The following is a 17059-nucleotide window of genomic DNA, read 5'->3' as shown; positions in this document are numbered from 1 at the left end:
CGCCACGTTTGCCCGTTTCCTCACTACGTTCAAATCGGCAAGGGCAGACCGGCGAGCGCGAGTACCGTCCCGGCGCCGGCCGCGGCGAGGATCGTGGTCACCACGCCACGCCGTAGCGCGAACAACAGGATCACGGCTCCGGCGAGGACGGCGTACTGCCACGCTTGGGTCAGGCTGAGCGCGAGCGGGATCGCCGAGCCGAGGATCGCGCCGACAGCGGCCGGGCCCGCGCCGTCGAGGAACGCCCGCACGTTCGGATTGCCGCGGAGCCGGTCGAAATGCTTGGCACCGAACAAGACGAACAAGAACGACGGGGCGAAGGCGACCAGCGCGGCCAGGATGCCACCGGCGAGCCCGGCCGCGGCGTACCCGACGACGGCGACGGTCTGCACCACCGGCCCCGGGGTGACCTGGCCGAGGGCGACCGCGTTGAGGAATTGCCCGGCGCTCATCCAGTGGTAGGTGTTCACCGCGTCGTCCTGCATGAGCGGGATGATCACGAAGCCGCCGCCGTAGGACAGCATCCCGACCTTGAGGGCCACCCACGCCACGGACGCGAACACACCGGCGCCCGCGACCGCGGTGACCCACGATTGGGCGGGTACGGCGAGAAGCGCCGTACCCGCTTCACCGGTCCGCGCGCGGTGCACGGTCAGTTCGATCAGCCCGCAGCCGAGCAGGACCAGCACCAGCCACGGACCGAGCGTGGCCGCCGACGCGATACCCGCGAGGACGTACAGGGCCCAGCGAATCCGGCTGGTGGTGGCCGCACGCCGCCAGCCCGCCGGGACCAGGCCGGCGCCCGCGTGCACCGCGACGGCGGCGACCGCCGCGCCCGCGCCCGCTCCGGCCCCACGGACCCAGGCAGGCGGAGACCCGGTGAGGAACAGTGCCGCCAGCCCCAAGATCACGACGAGACCGGGAACGATGAACGCCGCGCCCCCGACCAGCGCTCCCACGCGTCCGCGCACCCGCCAGGCGGTGAAGATCGCCAGCTGGGTCGACGCCGGGCCGGGCAGCAGGTTGCAGGCGGCGATCGCGTCTTCGAATTCGTGGTCCGACAACCACTTCTGGCGCTGCACGCACAACTTCCGGAGCAACGCGATGTGAGTCGGCGGGCCACCGAAGCCGATGCACCCGATCCTGCCCCATTCCTTCAGCACTTTCCCGAGGCTCGGCGCGGCGGTTTCATCCTTTGTGGACTTTCCCGGCGTCCCGGGCTCCTCCGTCATCGGGCGGGCGAACCGAGCTGGGCGGTGAGAAACCCGATCCGGCGGTCGAGCTCGACGGCGAGGCGGCGGAACGCCGGATACGTCTCCCCCAGTTCGTCGGCTTCCCTGGCCGGGTCCGGCAGGCTCCAGTGGACGACGCGCGGATGGCCGGGGAATTCCGGGCAGACCTCGCGGACACGATCACACAGGCTGATCACCCACTGAAAACGGTGGCGACGAAGACCGTCCACAGAGGCCGGTTCGTGGGTCAAGGCGATGCCGCGCTCGGCGAGAGCACGCACGGCGTGGGGATGCAACGGTTTCGGATGACTTCCCGCGCTGGACACCTCGACCGACCCACCGGCTCGATGTCGCAGCAACGCCTCGGCCATCGGTGACCGGCCACTGTTGCCGGTGCACACGAACAGCACCTTGGGCCGGGACGCCGTTCGCTTCTCACTCTCCAGGTTCGGCACGAGACCGGGGTGCAGCGCGCTCCCCGCCTCGGCCAACGAATCCGCGCACCGTTCGAGATCGAGGTGGTAATAGGTGTCCCGGCCGTCGAAGCTGCTCTGCCGCGCCGTGACCAGCTCCGCTGCCCGCAACTTGCGCAAGTGGTACGACACCAGGTTCTGCGGCTGCCCGACGCTCTCCACCAGTTCCCGCACCCGGCGATCGCCGTGCGCCAGTTCGCGCAGCAATCGCCAGCGCAGCGGTTCACTCGCCAGCCGTACGAACGGCGGCGGCTCGGACATCCCGGTGATCGTCACGAGAGGGAGGGTACATCAACGCAGATTGATGTACCTGGATTTGTCGTCCCGCCGCCCCCTCGGCGCGTGACAAGATACGTACTTTGGTTCGCGACGCGAGGAGGGCGCCGGTGTCTCGACGGGCGGTGTTGGGGCGGGCGGCCCTCTGGGTGGCGCTGGCGTTGGGGCTCGCGATCATGTGGAGCCGCTACGGCGCCGCCACGGCGACCACGTTGCTGACCATCATTTCGGGAGGCGCCGCGTTGGCGCAGCTCGTCACCGCTTTGCGCTGGCGATCCAGACAGGACGCGTCGAGCACGTCGGAGCAGCTGGACCGGGCCGCCGAGGCGCTGGCCTGGGAGGTTCGCACCCAGTGGGAAGCCGAAGCCGGCCGAAGACTTCTCGACGAGGCGGATGGGCTGCCGCTGCGCTGGGAGGCGAAGAACGGCTCGGCCACCGGCGATCTGGCCGAGCTCGTCACCTCGTACGCCGACGCCCCTCGACGGCTCGTGGTGATCGGTGAGCCCGGATCGGGCAAGACGGGCCTGTGCATGTTGCTGACGCTGGAGTTGCTGCGCCGGCCGTCACCATCGCGGGCGCCGGTACTGCTGCAGATCTCCTCCTGGAATCCGTCCGACGACTTCCACGCCTGGCTCATCCGCAGCATCCTCGAGTTCTACCCGTTCCTCGGCAACGAGGCGCGATACGGGGCCACCGCCGTCCGGGATCTCCTGGCGCAGCACCGGATCCTGCCGGTGCTGGACGGGCTGGACGAAATGGCCGAGAACCGCCGGACGGCCGCGTTGCAGACGATCGGGCTCGATCGCCGCAGCGGCGAGCCGCTGGTCCTGACGTCCCGGACCGCGGAATTCGAAGCGACCGGAATCGTCCGCGACGCGTTGGTGGTGCGGTTGCTGCCCTTGACCGCGGACATCGCGGCGGAGTACCTGCTCGACGTCGCGCCCACCACGAAACTCGACCGGTGGGACCCGGTACTGGCCCAGCTCACCGAGGACGACGGCGGACCGGTCGCCGAAGCACTCCGCACGCCACTGATGCTCTATCTCGCCCGCACGGCTTACGCCGATCCCAGCACCACTCCGGCGGAACTGCTGGAACTTCCCGACGCCCGGCAAGTCGAAGAACACCTGCTCGACGCCTTCGCCGTGCAGGTGTTCGCCTACCGGCCGCCTTCCGCTCTCGCCACCGCGTCACGTCCGTCGCGGCACTGGGATCCGGCGAAGGCCGAGCGCTGGCTCGCCGCTCTCGCCCGGATGACCGAGGGCGACATCGCTTGGTGGCGGCTGTATCGCGCGGTTCCGAAAGCGGTGTTCATCGGCACCGGGATGCTCGTCGGCGGGGGCGCGTGCACCCTGCTGGGCTGGCTGATGTTCGGTTTGTTCGGCCGTCCCGGTTTCGGCGCGCTGCTCGGGCTTGCCGTCGGCCTCACCGGCGGTCTGGCACTCGGACTCGTCCCGACCGAGGCGCCGCGACGGTTCGTCCCGCGGATGCTGCGCCGCAGCGAGCTCACCAGAGATCTGGGATTCGGCCTGATCGGCGCCGTGGTCGGTGGGCTGGTGGTCGGGATCCTCTACGGCGGGGGCTTCGGCATCGCGATCGGCCTGGTCTTCGGGATCGCCTTCGGTGTGGTCCGCCGGTTCACCGAGCCGACCGAACCACGCGAGGCCGTCACCCCCGCCAGCGTGATGCGAAGCGACCGATTCGCCGTCCTGTACGCCGCCGGGCTCGGCGGTCTGGTCGGTGCCCTGGTGGGCGCGTTCATGGGCGGAGTGGTCGGCGCGGCCACCCGCGGGCTGGTGGTCCCGATCGACAATCCGGTCCTGGTCGGCCTGCTGGGCGCGGCGGTCGGCGCGCTGCTCGGCGCCTTCGGCCTGGCTCTGATCGTTCAGTCCACCAGCGCGTCGGGACGTTCCACCACCACGCGGGTCTGGCTGGCCCTGTGGGGCGTCACTCCGTTGCGGCTCATGACCTTCCTGGACGACGCACGCCGTCTCGGGGTGCTGCGCCAGGTCGGTCCGTACTACCAGTTCCGGCACGCGCTGCTTCGTGACCGGCTGGCGCGGCGACGGTGATCACCACAGGGGTGCCCAGCAGCCAATACGTCCGCCTGCCGGACGGTTGCAGGCCGTACCGTGCCTGCGGGAACCGCACCTGAGCCTGCGCCCCCGGCTTCAAGGTGCGGCGGAACTCCAGATCCCCCAGCCGCCGGTACACGCGTTCCCAGCCGGCCGCCGGATAGACGAAGTCCAGCTTGACCCGGGCGTCGTCGTACCGGCGCCGCAGGTCCCGCACGTCTTCAGGATCCGTGAGGTCGCGGACCTCGCCGTCCACGACGACGCGCATCACCTCGAACCGGCCGTCCCGTAACGACGCCGACCGCTCGGCCAGCCACACGGGCTCGAACGCGTACTGGCGTCGCTCGTCGGCGACCAGCACCATCGCCCGCAACGCCGTGTACACCACCAGCGCGACGCCGCCTACGGTGAACGCCTCGCGGAAGGCGCCGGCGACCACGAACTGCCCCATCGCCACCAGCGCGACCGCCGCCGTCACCAGCCAGAGAGTCTGCCGATGCGCCCGCGCGAACGCCGGTTCCCGGAGCATCGTCAAGCTCCGCAGAAGGGAATCGGTTCCCCAGCGGGAAGGCGGCAGCGGTATCACAAGATCGGGACGGAGCGTAATCGGTTCGAAGGGGGCGCTGTCCGGCACCATTCTCACCATCCTCCGACCGTCGAACCGCTGATCAATTCCCGTGTCGCCGCTGTCCTGCCTTCTGCACCAGATTGTCGCCCGGCCGCACCAGCACGCCGAACGGCGTGGACGCGGGCGGTCCGCCGACCCCCAATCCTGGCCAGTGCAGCCGGAGAAAGGCTATCCACAGAATGGCGTAGAGCACCGCGGAAAAGGGTCGAATGCGCCCATAGTAGTCGCTGAGCGGCCTCCGCATCACCCGAAACAGCCGACAGATGTCACTCAAGGTCACCTCGCCGCGGACAGCGGCCGTCACCACCCCGGCCTGCCGGTCCAGCGCCACGTCCTGATAGTCGTCGAGCAGCTGCAGCACACCGCCCACGTCGCGGATCAACGACATTTCGCGGTCGCTCATCGACGGCCGCATCAACGCGAACAGCACGACGATCGCCGCCCCGCCCTTGGCTTCGGTGATCTCCGCCAGCGTCAACGCCGGGATCGCCGGATCACTCTGCTGGCGGGATCGTGCCTGATGTTCGTGCACCGCCGTCAACGCCGCGAAGATCGGATCGTCCCGGCCACGGCCGAGCCGCCGTTCCACCTCGCGATAGAGCTCGCACAAGAGCCGCTCGACATCGTTGCGTGGCGAGAACGGGCCGCCGTCGAACAGCACGGACAATCTCCGGACAAGCTCCTCGGAGCCGAACTCGTCGAGCAGGTCGTCGTACAACCGCGCGACCGCGCCTCCGAGTACCGCCAAATCCGCTCTGAACGGCACCCCGGCCATCGTCGTGTATCCCTGGATCAGAAAACCGGCCTTGGCGCCCGCCGAACAAAGCGAGCGTCCCACATGCTCACGCAGCCCAGGGTCGCCCACCGCGGCATCGACGATCGGGGCGACCACGCCGCCATACGCCGCGACGTACTCCGCCGCGCGGCGCCGGACCCCCCGCACCGGACCGGCCAGCCCCGCGGACCTGCCCAATGCGCCCAGATCCCGCCAGAATCCTCCACCCATCCCCTGATACTCAGGTGATCACGGGAACAAAGTCGAGACGCCATGGCGGTACAGCTACATTCCGGATTTCAAGACGTCGATCTCGCAGCCCGGCGCGGCCGGATCGAAGCCGTGCTCGACCAGCCAGCGGATCCCCAGCAGGCTGCGCGTCGACCACCACGCGCGGATCACGTCGAGGTCGACGTCGGCACCGTAGCCGTCGATCACGTCGCCGAGGTGCTCCTCGTGTCCGAGCGTCAAGGTGGCGAGGTCGAACAGCGCGTCGCCCCGGGCGGCCTCGGTCCAGTCGAGCACGCCGGTGATCTCGTCTGCGTCGGTGAAGACGTGCGCGATCTGCAGGTCACCGTGGATGAACGCCGGCGTCCAAGGCCGGAGCGCGGCCTCGGCGATCTCGCGGTTGCGCGTGACCAGGTCGGCAGGCAGGACGCTGTTCGCGACGAGCCACTCGCATTCCCTGTCGAGGTCCGCCGCGAAATCGCCAGGACTCCGGCCCGGCCACGGGGGCAAGGGCGCGTCGTGCACCCTCCGCACGGCGGCCCCCGCCGCGGCCCAGGCCTCCGGCGACGCGGTGGACGGCTCGCCGAGACGGCCGAGCGCCCTGCCGGGAAGTGCGGCGAGCGCGAGCACGGGCGGCTTCCGCCACAGCACCTCCGGAGTCGGGATCGGCGCCAGGCTCATCGCCTCGACCTCGACATCGGCGCGCGCCTGATCGGTGTCGATCTTCAGGAACAGCTCACCGACCCGCAACGTCGCGCACTCGTGGTGTGCGACAACGACCTCGACCTCCGCCATGACGGCCATTGTCACCGGGAAGAACGCGGACGTCGCCGTATTTATGGTCCCTGGTACAACGGTGTCGGCCGAGATCATCTCCGAGAGGGAGCGGCATGTCCGAGCTGCGGCAAGCCCGCGTGACCGACCACGGCGCGATCGTCGACCGGGTGCACCGGTGGTGGGGCGACTCACGCACTCCCGCGCAGGCCCGAGAACTCTCCCTCTTGCTCCCCAAGCTGTTCTTGCAGTTCTTCTCCGGCACGAGCCTGGTCATGGAGGACGAAACCGGTATCAGGGCTTTCCTTGTCGGCTTCTACGCCGCCGACAATGACATGGAGGCGTACATCCATTTCGTTGGAGTGGACCCGAAGCTTCGCGGACAGGGCACCGCTCGCCGTCTGTACACGACCTTCTTCCAGCGTGCCGCCGAGGCCGGCCGGACGGAGGTGCGGGCGATCACCTCGCCGGGCAACACCGGATCGATCGCCTTTCACCGCGCCATGGGGTTCGCGCTCGAACCCGGGGACCGGATGGTCGACGGGCTTCCCCTGCACGGCGACTACGACGGGCCTGGTCATGATCGGGTGTGCTTTCACAAGAAGATCTAGCCGTGAAGGGCGGGTGTTCTCGCAGGGGTTCAGTGGCCGAACCGTGACTGCGACTGCTCAGGGACACGTTCGCCCTGGATCCGAATGTCGGCCGCGGCCTCTTCGATCCGATGTAGATCGCCGGTTGTCAGCTCGACGTCGAGTGCGCCCAGGTTCTCTTCCAGACGTTGCGGCTTGGTGGTACCAGGGATCGGCACGAACCACGGCTTCTGCGCCAGCACCCAGGCGAGACCGACCTGGGCCGGCGTGGCTCCTTTGTCGTCGGCAATCTGCTGCCTGGATGAAGGCGCCTTCGCGCTCTGCCACTAGCCCCCCGCAAGACCAGCACCACTGAAAGTTGACGAGCTGGCGTTGCCCCGTTTACCCGGGTTTTGCGTGATGTGGGCATGCCGAGGGGCCCGTCGCCGGTGTGGCTGGCGGGCTCCTCGGGTCACACAGTGCAGTTACGCCGGGGTCTTCGTAACGGATCCAAGTACTGGGGTGGGACGAACTCCGGTAGCCCGTCAGGTGCCATGCGGACTTGCCAGTCGCCGTGGTGGATCAGGCGGTGGTGGAAGCCGCAGAGCAGCACGAGGTTCCTGAGATCTGTCGGTCCGCCGTCTACCCAGTGGTGGATGTGGTGGGCGTGACAGTTCTTCGGCTTGCGATGGCAGCCGGGGAACGCGCAGCCCCCGTCCCGGATGTTCAAAGCACGGCGTTGGCCGGGGGTGACGAACCGTCTCAGCCGTCCCACGTCCAGCGGCTCACCAGCCGCGTTCATCACCACCGGCAACATGAGGCAGTCGCAGGCCGCCGTCCGCGCCTCGCGGGCGGTCATCTTTCCGACGAAATCCACACACGCCGTACCCAGCCCCGACATCAACTCCTCGAGGCCGATGGTGACGTGGATCAACGTGCGGTAGCCGCTGGTCCCGGGCTGATCCGGGCACGCGATGGCCAGATCGAGTAGCTCGGCCCACGCATCGCCTTGGCGTTCGGCCTTGGTCCGCAGGTCGGCTTGGCCGAACTCATCCACGGGACGCGGCTTCGCATACGCTTCGAGCACGGCAGCGGTGCGGGCACCCAACTCGTCATCCAGCAGACCGTTCAGTTTCCAGAACCCGTCTTTGCGGCGCTCCAACGTCAGCTCGCGACGGGGTTGGGCAGGTTCGGGATCTTTGGGTTCCTTGCCGTCGGGGTCGAGCCAGCCCAGCAGCTGGTCTCCGAGGTCCGACACCTGCTGGGGTCCGGCCTTTCGGGCGAGGTCGGCGAGAGTTGTCTCCGCGTGCTCCCGATCCTCCACCGACACCCCAGCCGGGATTTTCCGCAGGATCTCCACGATCTGCTTGATCCGTTCCTCACCGATCACACCCTCCGCCGCCGCAACAGCGGTGGCGGGTGCGAAGGCCGGGATCTCCGAGCCGTCCAGGGCACGCGTGGGATTCAGATCGATAGCGCGATTCACATACGGCCGCGCCTCGCCCTGGCTCAGTCCGGCGACATCGGCGAACCACGCCACCGTCGTCCCATAACCGTATAAGTCTTTCGCGCCACGAGCCTCGACCTCCGCCAGGTATTGCCCCAACCCGGCAGAGGCGACCCGCATCACCTGCAGGAACTGTTGCACGCCATGCGCAAGCTCCAGCTTGCCAGCGCGCCACAACTCCTGCGGCAACTCGGGAACAAAGGTCTCGGACACCCCACAATAATACCGCACATCTATCGAACAGGTGTTCGTAATTTTAAGCAACAACGAATCCTGCATATTCACCACTACTGAGTGATTTTGCGAAGCCGCTCGATCACAAGTCGCGAGCACCCCAAGCAGCATTGCGGGAGTCACGGGCCACGACCACTCGAAACGGAAGTCCTTGACACAACGTCGTCAGGTTCCACAGAAACCCGCGCCCTGGCAAAGAAATCCCCAGAAACATCCGTTCCCCGAGGGTGACTGCCGGCGGCCCGCGATCGAGAGTGCGTCGAGTCCCACGCCAACGATGAGGACCGGCAAGTCAACCAGAAAGTTCGTTTGCATCAAGCCGCACCAACACGCTGGAGGCGAAAGATTCACCGTATCTGCGGCGGCCTGATCCTTCTCTCGGTCGCCGGTTCCGCCTTGGTGATCGCGACGACCAGCGACGACCTCCGAACCACCACATCCTGGGTGTTCTGGTGGGAGACCCTGGGCGTGGTGGCGTTCGGCCTGTCGTGGTTCATGACCGGCCGTCCCATCCTCCCGAAGGCCGTCCCGATCATCCCCACCGACGACGAACCGGTTCCACTACCCGTCGCCTGACCGCGGCGGGCGCCCGTGAGCGCCCGCCGCCGTCACTTCAGGCTCACTTGCGGCCGTTGATATCCGCCGTCGTGATCGCGAACCGGCCGACCGCCCACGCCATGGACCGGCTGAACTGGTCGAAGATCGTCTGGTTCACGTTGCTGTAGCCGTCGCATCCCTGGTGGTAGCAGGGATCCAGCATCTGCCCTTCGACGCCGCCGAACAGCTTCACCCACTCCGCGGACTTCAACCGGTCCGAGCCCGCGTTCACGCCACCGGCGGCGATCCCGGCGTTGACGAACGCGGTGTGGTCGGATCGACCGTCCAGCACCAGATCGACGGTCGGAAGCTTCTGGTCGGCGAAGTAGCCGTGGACCAGCTGCGAGATCTTCGCGGAGCCGGCCGGGGCAGGTCCTTCGGGCGTCTGTCCACTGTAGACCTGGCGGGCGAAGTTCGGCGAGCCGATCATCTCCAGGTTCAGGTACAGGGCGGTCTGCTTCCGCTGTTCCGGGCTCAGCTGGTCGACGTAGTACTGCGACCCGGAGAGCCCCTTCTCCTCCGCCGCCCACCAGGCGAACCGAACCTTGTTGCGCAGCAACGGCGCATAGCGCTTGAGCTGGAGCGCCGTCTCCAGCACGGTCGCGGCGGCGGCGCCGTTGTCGTTGGCGCCGGGCGTCGTGTCCACGCTGTCCAGGTGCGCGCCCATGACGATCGTGTTGTCCGCGCGGCCGGTCGGGGTGTCGGCCAGCAGGTTGAACGTCTTGGTGGTCGAGTCCTGTCCGCGCAGGTCGAGCCGGACGGTGACCGGGCCGGCGGCCGCGTCGGCGGCGAGCCGTTCGGATTCACCGCGGGGCAGGGTCGCCGACGGGATCTTGGCGTCCTCCGGCGGAACCATCCGGTAGCGGAGGTTGAGATCGGGATTCGGCGAGTCCGCGTTCATCAGCATGGCCGCCGCGCCCACGGCCGCGGCGGTGTTCTGCTTCTGCGTGATGAAGCAGTCTCCGACCCTGACCAGGACGATCTTGCCCCGCACGTCCTGTCCCGCGTAGTCCTCGGCGGTACACCCGGTGTCCTTGACCGCGGGTACGGCGACGGTCGCGGTCAGCCCTTCGGCCGGCGTCGAGACGGCGAACCTGACGATGAGTGGCCGCAGCGCGCGGGCGTTCGGCGAAACCACTTCCGCACGCTCGGAGTGGATGGCGTAGTCACGGAAAGAGAATTCCTGGCGTTGGACCTGGTAGCCCGCGGCGCGGAGTTTTCCGGTCAGATAATCCGCCGAGGCGGTATAGCCCGGCGACGCCGAATCGCGGTGACCGCCGTTCGCCGCCGTCGCGGCCATCAATTCGCGCAGGTGGCGAGCCGAATTCGCGCCGGTGACCTGGTCCGACATGCGTTCGGCCAGCCAGTTCGCGGGTCCTCCGCCGGTCGCCTGCGCCGTACTCGTGGCCAATTGCGGTATGACCAGCAGGGCGGCGGCGAGAACGGCCGTCGCCTTCCTGAATCGTGATTTCCTCATGCTGTGGTACCCCCATTGTTCATGTCGGTGGTGTCGCCACTGTGGCACCGGGAACGCGCGCAACCGAAATCGCACCGGTAACCGCCGGTGCGATTTCGGACGTACTCCCCAGTGCGCCAGATGATAGCCGCCCGCTATCCGTGGGCGACCCCGGAGCAGGATAAGCAGCGCCCGGTGGTGGTCTATACCGCCAAAGTGGTGTTCCGCCACCCGGGGCCGACTACCGCCGGTGATATTTCTGTCGGTTGATCAAAGTTCGACAACCGGTACGGCCGCCACCGGTGCACTACCACCCAGCGCTTTGGCCAAATCGGCGATGGTCGGCTGGTCGAAGAGCTGGGCGATGGTGATTCCGGGGTAATGTTTGCGCAGCCGCGCGAATACGGCCAGCGCCTTGAACGAGTCTCCGCCGCTCTCCAGGAATCGGTCGCTCCGCCCGATGTCGGCCCGCCCCAATACCTCCCACCACACCCGGGCGATGACGTGTTCGTCCGGCGATTCCGGCGGTTCGGCGGGCTCGTTTCGCAGGTCAGACGGTTCCGCGGCGAGGGCACGCAGTTCCGCGGTGTCGACCTTGCCGTTGACCGTGACCGGGATCCGGGGGACCAGGTGGAAGCGGCTGGGCACCAGTTCGGGCGGCAGCCGCTCCAGCAGCTTCTTCCCCAGCCCGGCGGGGTTTTCCGGGCCGACCACGTAGGCGGCCAGTTCCAGCGGTCCTTCCGCGGATCGTTCGCCCGCGACCACCGCCTGCCGGATCCCGGGCAGGGCGAGCAGGGCGGCCTCGACCTCGCCCGGCTCGATACGGTGACCGCGGATCTTCAGCTGGCCGTCGGCGCGGCCGAGGTATTCCAGTTCCCCTCCCTCGCGCCGCACGACGACGTCGTCCGTGCAGTAGAAGCGGGTCCCCTCGACCTCGGGGAACTTCGCCGCGGTCAGCCCGGGGTCGTTCCGGTAGCCGCGGGCCAGTGACGCCCCTCCGATGTGGAGGACACCGGGCTCACCGTCCGGGACGGACACGCGCCGCTCGTCCAGCACCCGGAATTCGGTACCCGACAAGGGCAGGCCGATCGGTACCCTGGCGGCGCCGGGCTCGACCCGGACCTCGTGCATGGTCACCACGATCGTGGCCTCGGAAGGGCCGTATCCGTTGTAGACCTTGAGATCCGGCCTCGCGGCCAGGATGGCTTCGGCGAGTCTGGGCGGGAACGCCTCCCCGGCGAGCATGACCGCCCGGGCGGGCAGCACGTCGGCGACGTCGCCCGTGCCGGCGATCGCCTCCATCTGGGACGGCACCAGCGTGACCCAGTCGACCGGATGCTCCCGGATCTCCGCGGCGAAGGCCACCGGGTCCAAGATGGTCTCGCGGTCGTAGATGTCGAGCCGGGCACCGGTGAGCAAGGCGCCGTACACCGAGACTTTGCCCAGGTCGGCCGCGAAGGTCGTGGCCAGGCCGTAGCTGCCGATTTCCAGTCCGGCCAAACCCTTGGTGAAACCCTCGAGGTAATTCGTCACCGCGCCGTGGGTGACCTCGACCGCCTTCGGCTTCCCGGACGAACCCGAGGTGAATACCAGGTAAGCGAGTTCTTCCGGTGTCCGGCCGGGATCGACGCGATAGGGGGCGGGCGGTGTGCGTTCGACCACGACTGTTCGCTCCCGTAAGACCGTGGGAACCCTACTTTCGTTGTGTGAATCGGTGATTATCGCCATGGGTCCCGCGAGCTCGAGTACTTCCGAGATGCGGGAATCGGGATGCGCACTTTCGAGGTGGACATAAGCGGCGCCGACCGCCCAGGCGGCCGCCACACCCACCACCGACAAGGGTGACCGATCCACGAGAATGGCCACTACCGAACCCGGCCGGACCCCGAGTTCGCGCAGGCTTTCTGCCGCGCCACCTGCGGCGGAGCCCAGTTCCGCATAGCTCAACGTCTTTCCGCCGTGGCGCACGGCGGGGCGGGTCCCATTCACTGAAATGATGTCCCGGACCAGCTCCGCCACTGTCGATGCGCAGTTCTCCCGCACGGGTAACGTCGACACTCGCCTACTCCATTCTCGTGAAAACAGTCCGACTCTGCTGACGCGCACGGCATCGCGTGTATCTTCAATTTGAGCAGGAGCGGCAGGACCGAATGCGAGCGTAACACAAATACAGCACTTCACTGGGGCTTATCGATCGTCCGGAGTAATCACTTCCCGATTATTCCCGGTCGGATCTCTGGGAGCATCCTCACCCGATCCGGATCTTCGCGTTTAATCAACGCCACGATCCCGATCGGGCGCCTTGACGAGGACTGCGACGATGTTACAGTCGAATCACGTCGCGATGCGGCGGACTTACTGGGGAACAGGGGGCAAGGCAGCTCGCCATCCGTCCTGCTCACGAACGTGCAGGTACAACCGAGCGGGTAATCGATTAATCGCCGATCAACAGGCCGCCGCATGCCGCGACCTGGTATTCAGCGTGCGCGGCGAGCGCCGATTGAACCGATATCCGAGAGCGAGGAGAATTCGTGTCAGGCGTGGCCGACATTTCTGTCGCGATCATCGGGGTGTCCTTCGAATTACCGGGACTCACCGAGTGGGAATCGTTGACCGAACTCTTCCGCTCCGGTACCGATCGCGTCGGGCAGATGCCCGGCGACCGGGCCGGGGAAACGGGGCTGGCGCCGGACTCCTCCGGCCAGCCCGGTGCGTGGCTGAACCACATCACCGGTTTCGACCCCCGGTATTTCGGGATCTCGCGGGCGGACGCCGAACTGATCGACCCGCGGCAACGCCGGATGCTGCACCTCGCCGTCGGCGCGCTCGGGGACGCCGGTTACGCACCCGCCGAACTGCGGGGCAGCGACACCTCCGTGGTCGTCGCCGCGTACGGCGGAACCGAACCGACGCTGCGAGAACTGCTTCCCGGCGATCGCGCGACCGACGGGCCCGCGGTGATCGGGAGCATGCCCGCCTATTCCGCGGGCCGGATCGCGTACCACCTCGACCTGCGGGGCGCGGCCACGGTCGTGGACACGGCCTGTTCGTCCTTTCTGGTCGCGCTGCACGAAGCCCGCCGGAAACTGGCCAACGGTGAGCACGACCTCGCCCTGGTGGGTGGTTTCGAGCTCATCCTCGGGCCGCCGCCGAGCCGTCCCGAGAACGGCGACGGCCTCGGCGTGCTGTCGCCGACCGGGCGCTGCCGTCCGTTCGACGCGGACGCCGACGGCACCACGTTCGGCGAAGGCGGCGGTTTCGTGGTGCTCAAAAGACTTTCCGACGCCCGCCGGGACGGGGACACCGTGCACGCGGTCCTCCTCGGCAGCGCCGTCAACCAGGACGCGGGGCGCGCGAACGGCCTCACCTCCCCCAGCCCCGCCGGGCAGGCCGAGGTCATCACGAAGGCGTGGCGTGACGCCGCCGTCGAACCCGCCGACATCGGCTACCTGGAAGCGCACGGCACGGCGACCAAGATCGGTGACCCGATCGAACTGCAGGGCATCGGCCAGGCCGTCGCGAACTGGCCCGGGTACGCCGGGCGGATCCCGATCTCCTCCGCGAAGGGCAACTTCGGTCACCTGGACTGCATGGCCGGATTCGCCGGGCTGCTCCGGGTCCTCGCCCAGTTCCGGGCGGGTCAGCTGTTCCCGACCGCGCACTTCCGCGAGGCCAATCCCTTGGCGGACTGGGCATCTGGCCCCGTCCAGGTCGTCGGTGACGTCCGGCCGTGGCCGGCGGACGGGTCGCCGAGGATCGCGGGCATCAGCAGTTTCGGGCTCAGCGGCACCAACGCGCACGTCGTGCTGGAGGAAGGCCCACGGCAGTCCGCACCGTCCACATCGGACCGGGAGACCGCGATCCTGGTCTCCGCCCGCGATCAGGCCGGGCTGCGGTCCCTCACCGGACAGTTGCGCTCGGCGATGTCGCAGGCGGGTGCCCCCGGTGTCGGCGACCTCGCCCGGCAACTCGCCGTCGGCCGCGAACACTTCGCGCACCGTGCCGCGTGGGTCGTCCGCGACCGGAACGAGTTGCTGCGAGAGCTCGGGAGCGACCCGGGCGAGACCGCCGTGGCCACCCCGCCGCCGGTCGTCCTGGCCGTCGGCGGGGTCCCCGCGCCCGCCGACACGAAGACGTTGCTGGACTGGGCCCGCGACTATCGCGGATTCGCCACGGCCGCAGCCGAACCTGCCGCGACCTGGTCTCCCGCCGAGCGTGCGGAGATCCACGCGGCCGGTCTCCGCGCGATCGTCACCGATCTGGGGGTCGCCCCGGCCCTGGTGCTGGCCCACGCGTCCGGCACCGCGAAGCCGGACGCCACGAAACTCCGTGCCGCACTGGCCTCGGTTCCCGATGGGACGGTCGTTCTCGATCTCGCGCCCGGCAGCGCGCTCAGCACCGCGATCCGCGAGCTCCTTCCGGCCGCGAACCTGCGGCCGGTCTCCACCCCGGCGGAGTTGCTGCGCGCGTTGTACCTGCTCGGGTTCGAGCTGGACCTGCGGACCGCCGTGTCACCTCCGCCGTTGCGGGCCCGGCTCCCGGTCGCGCCGTTGCTCGACGAGCACTGCTGGCCGCTGGAGACGACACCGTCTTCCCCCGATTCCGCCGAAACACCGGAACTGTCGGTGGCGGACCAGGTTCTCGAGTTCGTCCGCGCGGTGCTCAAGGAGCCGGACACCACGCTGGACGACGACTTCTTCGCGTTGGGCGGCGATTCGCTCAACGGCGCTCAGCTGGTCAGCCGGATCAACGAGCACTTCGGCACCGACATCGAGGTGCTCGATCTGTTCGACCACACCGAGATCAGCGGGATCGCCGAAGCCGTCGCCGCCGAGATCCCCGCCGAGCCGGCGCCCTCGGCGAGCGTGCCGACCGCCGAGCCCGCCGAAACCGGACCGCTTTCCGGACAGCAACTTTCGATCTGGGCCGCCGGACAACTCGACCCGGACTCGAACGCCTACAACGTTCCGGAGATCCTGTTGTTCGACGGCGTCGTCGATACGGCGGCCGTCGGCGAGCGGCTGGCGGAGCTGGTCCGCAGGCATCCGATGCTGCGCACTGTCCTACGGGACACCGAATCCGGCCCACGTCAGGTAGTGGAGACGGGCAGGACCGTCGTACTGGAAGAAGTCCGGCTCGACCTCTCCCGCCTGTCGTACGCCGACGCGCGAGCGGATCTGGAAGCGGGCCTGGCAGAGCTCATCAGCCCGGCGCTTTCGCCCTATGACCGGCCGGTCCGGGCCCAGCTCGTCCGGATCCGGTTCGCCGACACCGAACGGGACGCGCTGGCGCTGACCGTGCATCACCTGTTCTGCGACGGCTGGTCCTGGCGGATCCTGCTGGCCGAACTGACGCGCGGTCCGTCGGGCGACGTGCCCGCACGGACCTACTTCGACCTCGTGCGCGAACAGAACGAGGCTCTGGCGGGCGAACGCGGACAGCAGCTCACCCGGTTCTGGACGGATTACCTCGGCGGCGCGCCCGAGGTGGCCCTGCCCACCGGCCACCCGGAACGGGCGATCGTGCCCGGCTCGGGCGGCGTGCTGCCCTTGGAGCTGGACGACGCCCTGTTCGACGGGCTCAAGGAACTCGCCCGCCGCGAGCGCGCGACGGTGAACATGGTGCTGCTGGCCGCGTGGTCGGTCCTGTTGTGGCAGATCACCGGCGTGCGCGACCAGAGCGTCGCCATCCCGGTCAGCGGCCGCGAGCGCCGGGACGAGGACGTGGTCGGCTGCTTCGTCAACACCGTCGCGATCCGCTCGAAATCCTTGCCCGACGCCCTTTTCCGCGACCACCTGGCCGACGTCCGCCGATCCCAGCTCGCCGCGCTCGCACACGCCGAACTGCCCACCGACCGCATCGTGCGGCTGGCGCGTCCGGGAGGCAGCGCCATGCTCGCCGCGACCAACTTCGCCTACCACGCGGGGGTCGAGCCGATCACAAAGTCCTTCGGCGACGGCGGTCCCGGCGTCGAGCTTCTCGACGTCGACCCGTCGGCGCCCGCGTACCCGGTCAGCGTGTCGGTGCTGGAGTACGGCGGCGAACTGCGCGGCCGCGTCAAGTACGCGGCCGACCTCTTCGAGCGCGCCACGGTCGAAGGGTGGATCGCGGACTTCGAAGCCCTTCTGCGGCGGCTGGCCGAGAACGGCGAGAAGGAGTCACTCCTGGAGTTGACCGGCACCGCACCGGCCGCCGTCGCCTTGCCCGATTTCCGGTTCTGAGTCCGAGGGAGCGG

Annotated in this window: 12 protein-coding genes and 1 pseudogene; 4 read left to right on the top strand and 9 right to left on the bottom strand. The window is 68.5% G+C overall.

The annotated features are described in order from the left end of the window. Nucleotides 1–29: 29 nt before the first annotated feature. Nucleotides 30–1232: a chromate efflux transporter gene (gene chrA, locus ACLJPX_RS00965; protein WP_410598252.1), complete on the bottom strand. Its 1203-nt coding sequence runs from the start codon at nucleotides 1230–1232 to the stop codon at nucleotides 30–32. Then, on the bottom strand, nucleotides 1229–1966 hold the full coding sequence (locus tag ACLJPX_RS00960; RefSeq protein ID WP_410599072.1) for an ArsR family transcriptional regulator: 738 nt from the start codon (nucleotides 1964–1966) through the stop codon (nucleotides 1229–1231). Before ACLJPX_RS00960 ends, chrA begins: the two co-directional genes overlap by 4 nt. Nucleotides 1967–2091: 125 nt before the next feature. On the opposite strand from ACLJPX_RS00960, the gene ACLJPX_RS00955 reads away from it, so the two are divergent. Then, nucleotides 2092–4053: a hypothetical protein gene (locus ACLJPX_RS00955; RefSeq protein ID WP_410598251.1), complete on the top strand. Its 1962-nt coding sequence runs from the start codon at nucleotides 2092–2094 to the stop codon at nucleotides 4051–4053. On the opposite strand, the gene ACLJPX_RS00950 is transcribed toward ACLJPX_RS00955, so the two are convergent. The 3 genes from ACLJPX_RS00950 to ACLJPX_RS00940 form a co-directional block, all read right to left on the bottom strand. Beyond that, nucleotides 3944–4585 carry a hypothetical protein gene (locus ACLJPX_RS00950; protein WP_410598250.1) on the bottom strand — a complete coding sequence of 214 codons (642 nt, stop codon included), beginning with the start codon at nucleotides 4583–4585 and terminating at the stop codon, nucleotides 3944–3946. The genes ACLJPX_RS00955 and ACLJPX_RS00950 overlap by 110 nt on opposite strands. Nucleotides 4586–4724: 139 nt before the next feature. Then, the gene (locus tag ACLJPX_RS00945; protein ID WP_146044422.1) at nucleotides 4725–5690 is read right to left on the bottom strand and encodes a hypothetical protein; all 966 of its coding nucleotides are present in this window, start codon (nucleotides 5688–5690) and stop codon (nucleotides 4725–4727) included. A gap of 54 nt (nucleotides 5691–5744) precedes the next feature. Beyond that, nucleotides 5745–6482 carry a phosphotransferase family protein gene (locus ACLJPX_RS00940; RefSeq protein ID WP_410598249.1) on the bottom strand — a complete coding sequence of 246 codons (738 nt, stop codon included), beginning with the start codon at nucleotides 6480–6482 and terminating at the stop codon, nucleotides 5745–5747. A gap of 95 nt (nucleotides 6483–6577) precedes the next feature. Between ACLJPX_RS00940 and ACLJPX_RS00935 the strand changes: the two genes are divergently transcribed. Then, the gene (locus ACLJPX_RS00935; RefSeq protein ID WP_410598248.1) at nucleotides 6578–7072 is read left to right on the top strand and encodes a GNAT family N-acetyltransferase; all 495 of its coding nucleotides are present in this window, start codon (nucleotides 6578–6580) and stop codon (nucleotides 7070–7072) included. A 29-nt stretch (nucleotides 7073–7101) separates the two neighbouring features. Here ACLJPX_RS00935 and ACLJPX_RS00930 read toward each other — a convergent pair. Further along, a pseudogene (locus ACLJPX_RS00930) lies at nucleotides 7102–7347 on the bottom strand (aldo/keto reductase); the annotation flags it as partial. A gap of 155 nt (nucleotides 7348–7502) precedes the next feature. Next, a complete protein-coding gene (locus ACLJPX_RS00925; RefSeq protein WP_410598247.1) occupies nucleotides 7503–8750 on the bottom strand; it encodes a DUF222 domain-containing protein in 1248 nt (415 codons plus the stop codon). Between the two features lie 417 nt (nucleotides 8751–9167). Between ACLJPX_RS00925 and ACLJPX_RS00920 the strand changes: the two genes are divergently transcribed. Continuing rightward, a complete protein-coding gene (locus ACLJPX_RS00920; RefSeq protein ID WP_410598246.1) occupies nucleotides 9168–9347 on the top strand; it encodes a hypothetical protein in 180 nt (59 codons plus the stop codon). 43 nt (nucleotides 9348–9390) lie between these two features. Here ACLJPX_RS00920 and ACLJPX_RS00915 read toward each other — a convergent pair whose 3' ends face one another. Both ACLJPX_RS00915 and ACLJPX_RS00910 read right to left on the bottom strand, forming a co-directional pair. Further along, nucleotides 9391–10845, bottom strand: a complete 1455-nt coding sequence (locus ACLJPX_RS00915) for a M28 family peptidase (protein ID WP_410598245.1) — start codon at nucleotides 10843–10845, stop codon at nucleotides 9391–9393. A 249-nt stretch (nucleotides 10846–11094) separates the two neighbouring features. Further along, nucleotides 11095–12813 (bottom strand): non-ribosomal peptide synthetase, encoded by a 1719-nt coding sequence (locus ACLJPX_RS00910; RefSeq protein ID WP_410599071.1) that lies wholly within the window; start codon nucleotides 12811–12813, stop codon nucleotides 11095–11097. A gap of 542 nt (nucleotides 12814–13355) precedes the next feature. Here ACLJPX_RS00910 and ACLJPX_RS00905 point away from each other — a divergent pair. Further along, the gene (locus ACLJPX_RS00905; protein WP_410598244.1) at nucleotides 13356–17045 is read left to right on the top strand and encodes a condensation domain-containing protein; all 3690 of its coding nucleotides are present in this window, start codon (nucleotides 13356–13358) and stop codon (nucleotides 17043–17045) included. The last annotated feature ends 14 nt before the right edge of the window (nucleotides 17046–17059 follow it).

Origin of the sequence: Amycolatopsis sp. lyj-90 (assembly GCF_046549035.1) — a bacterium.
Lineage (GTDB): Bacteria > Actinomycetota > Actinomycetes > Mycobacteriales > Pseudonocardiaceae > Amycolatopsis.
Note: the sequence above shows the minus strand (reverse complement) of the source record. Positions and strands in the feature narration are given on the sequence as shown.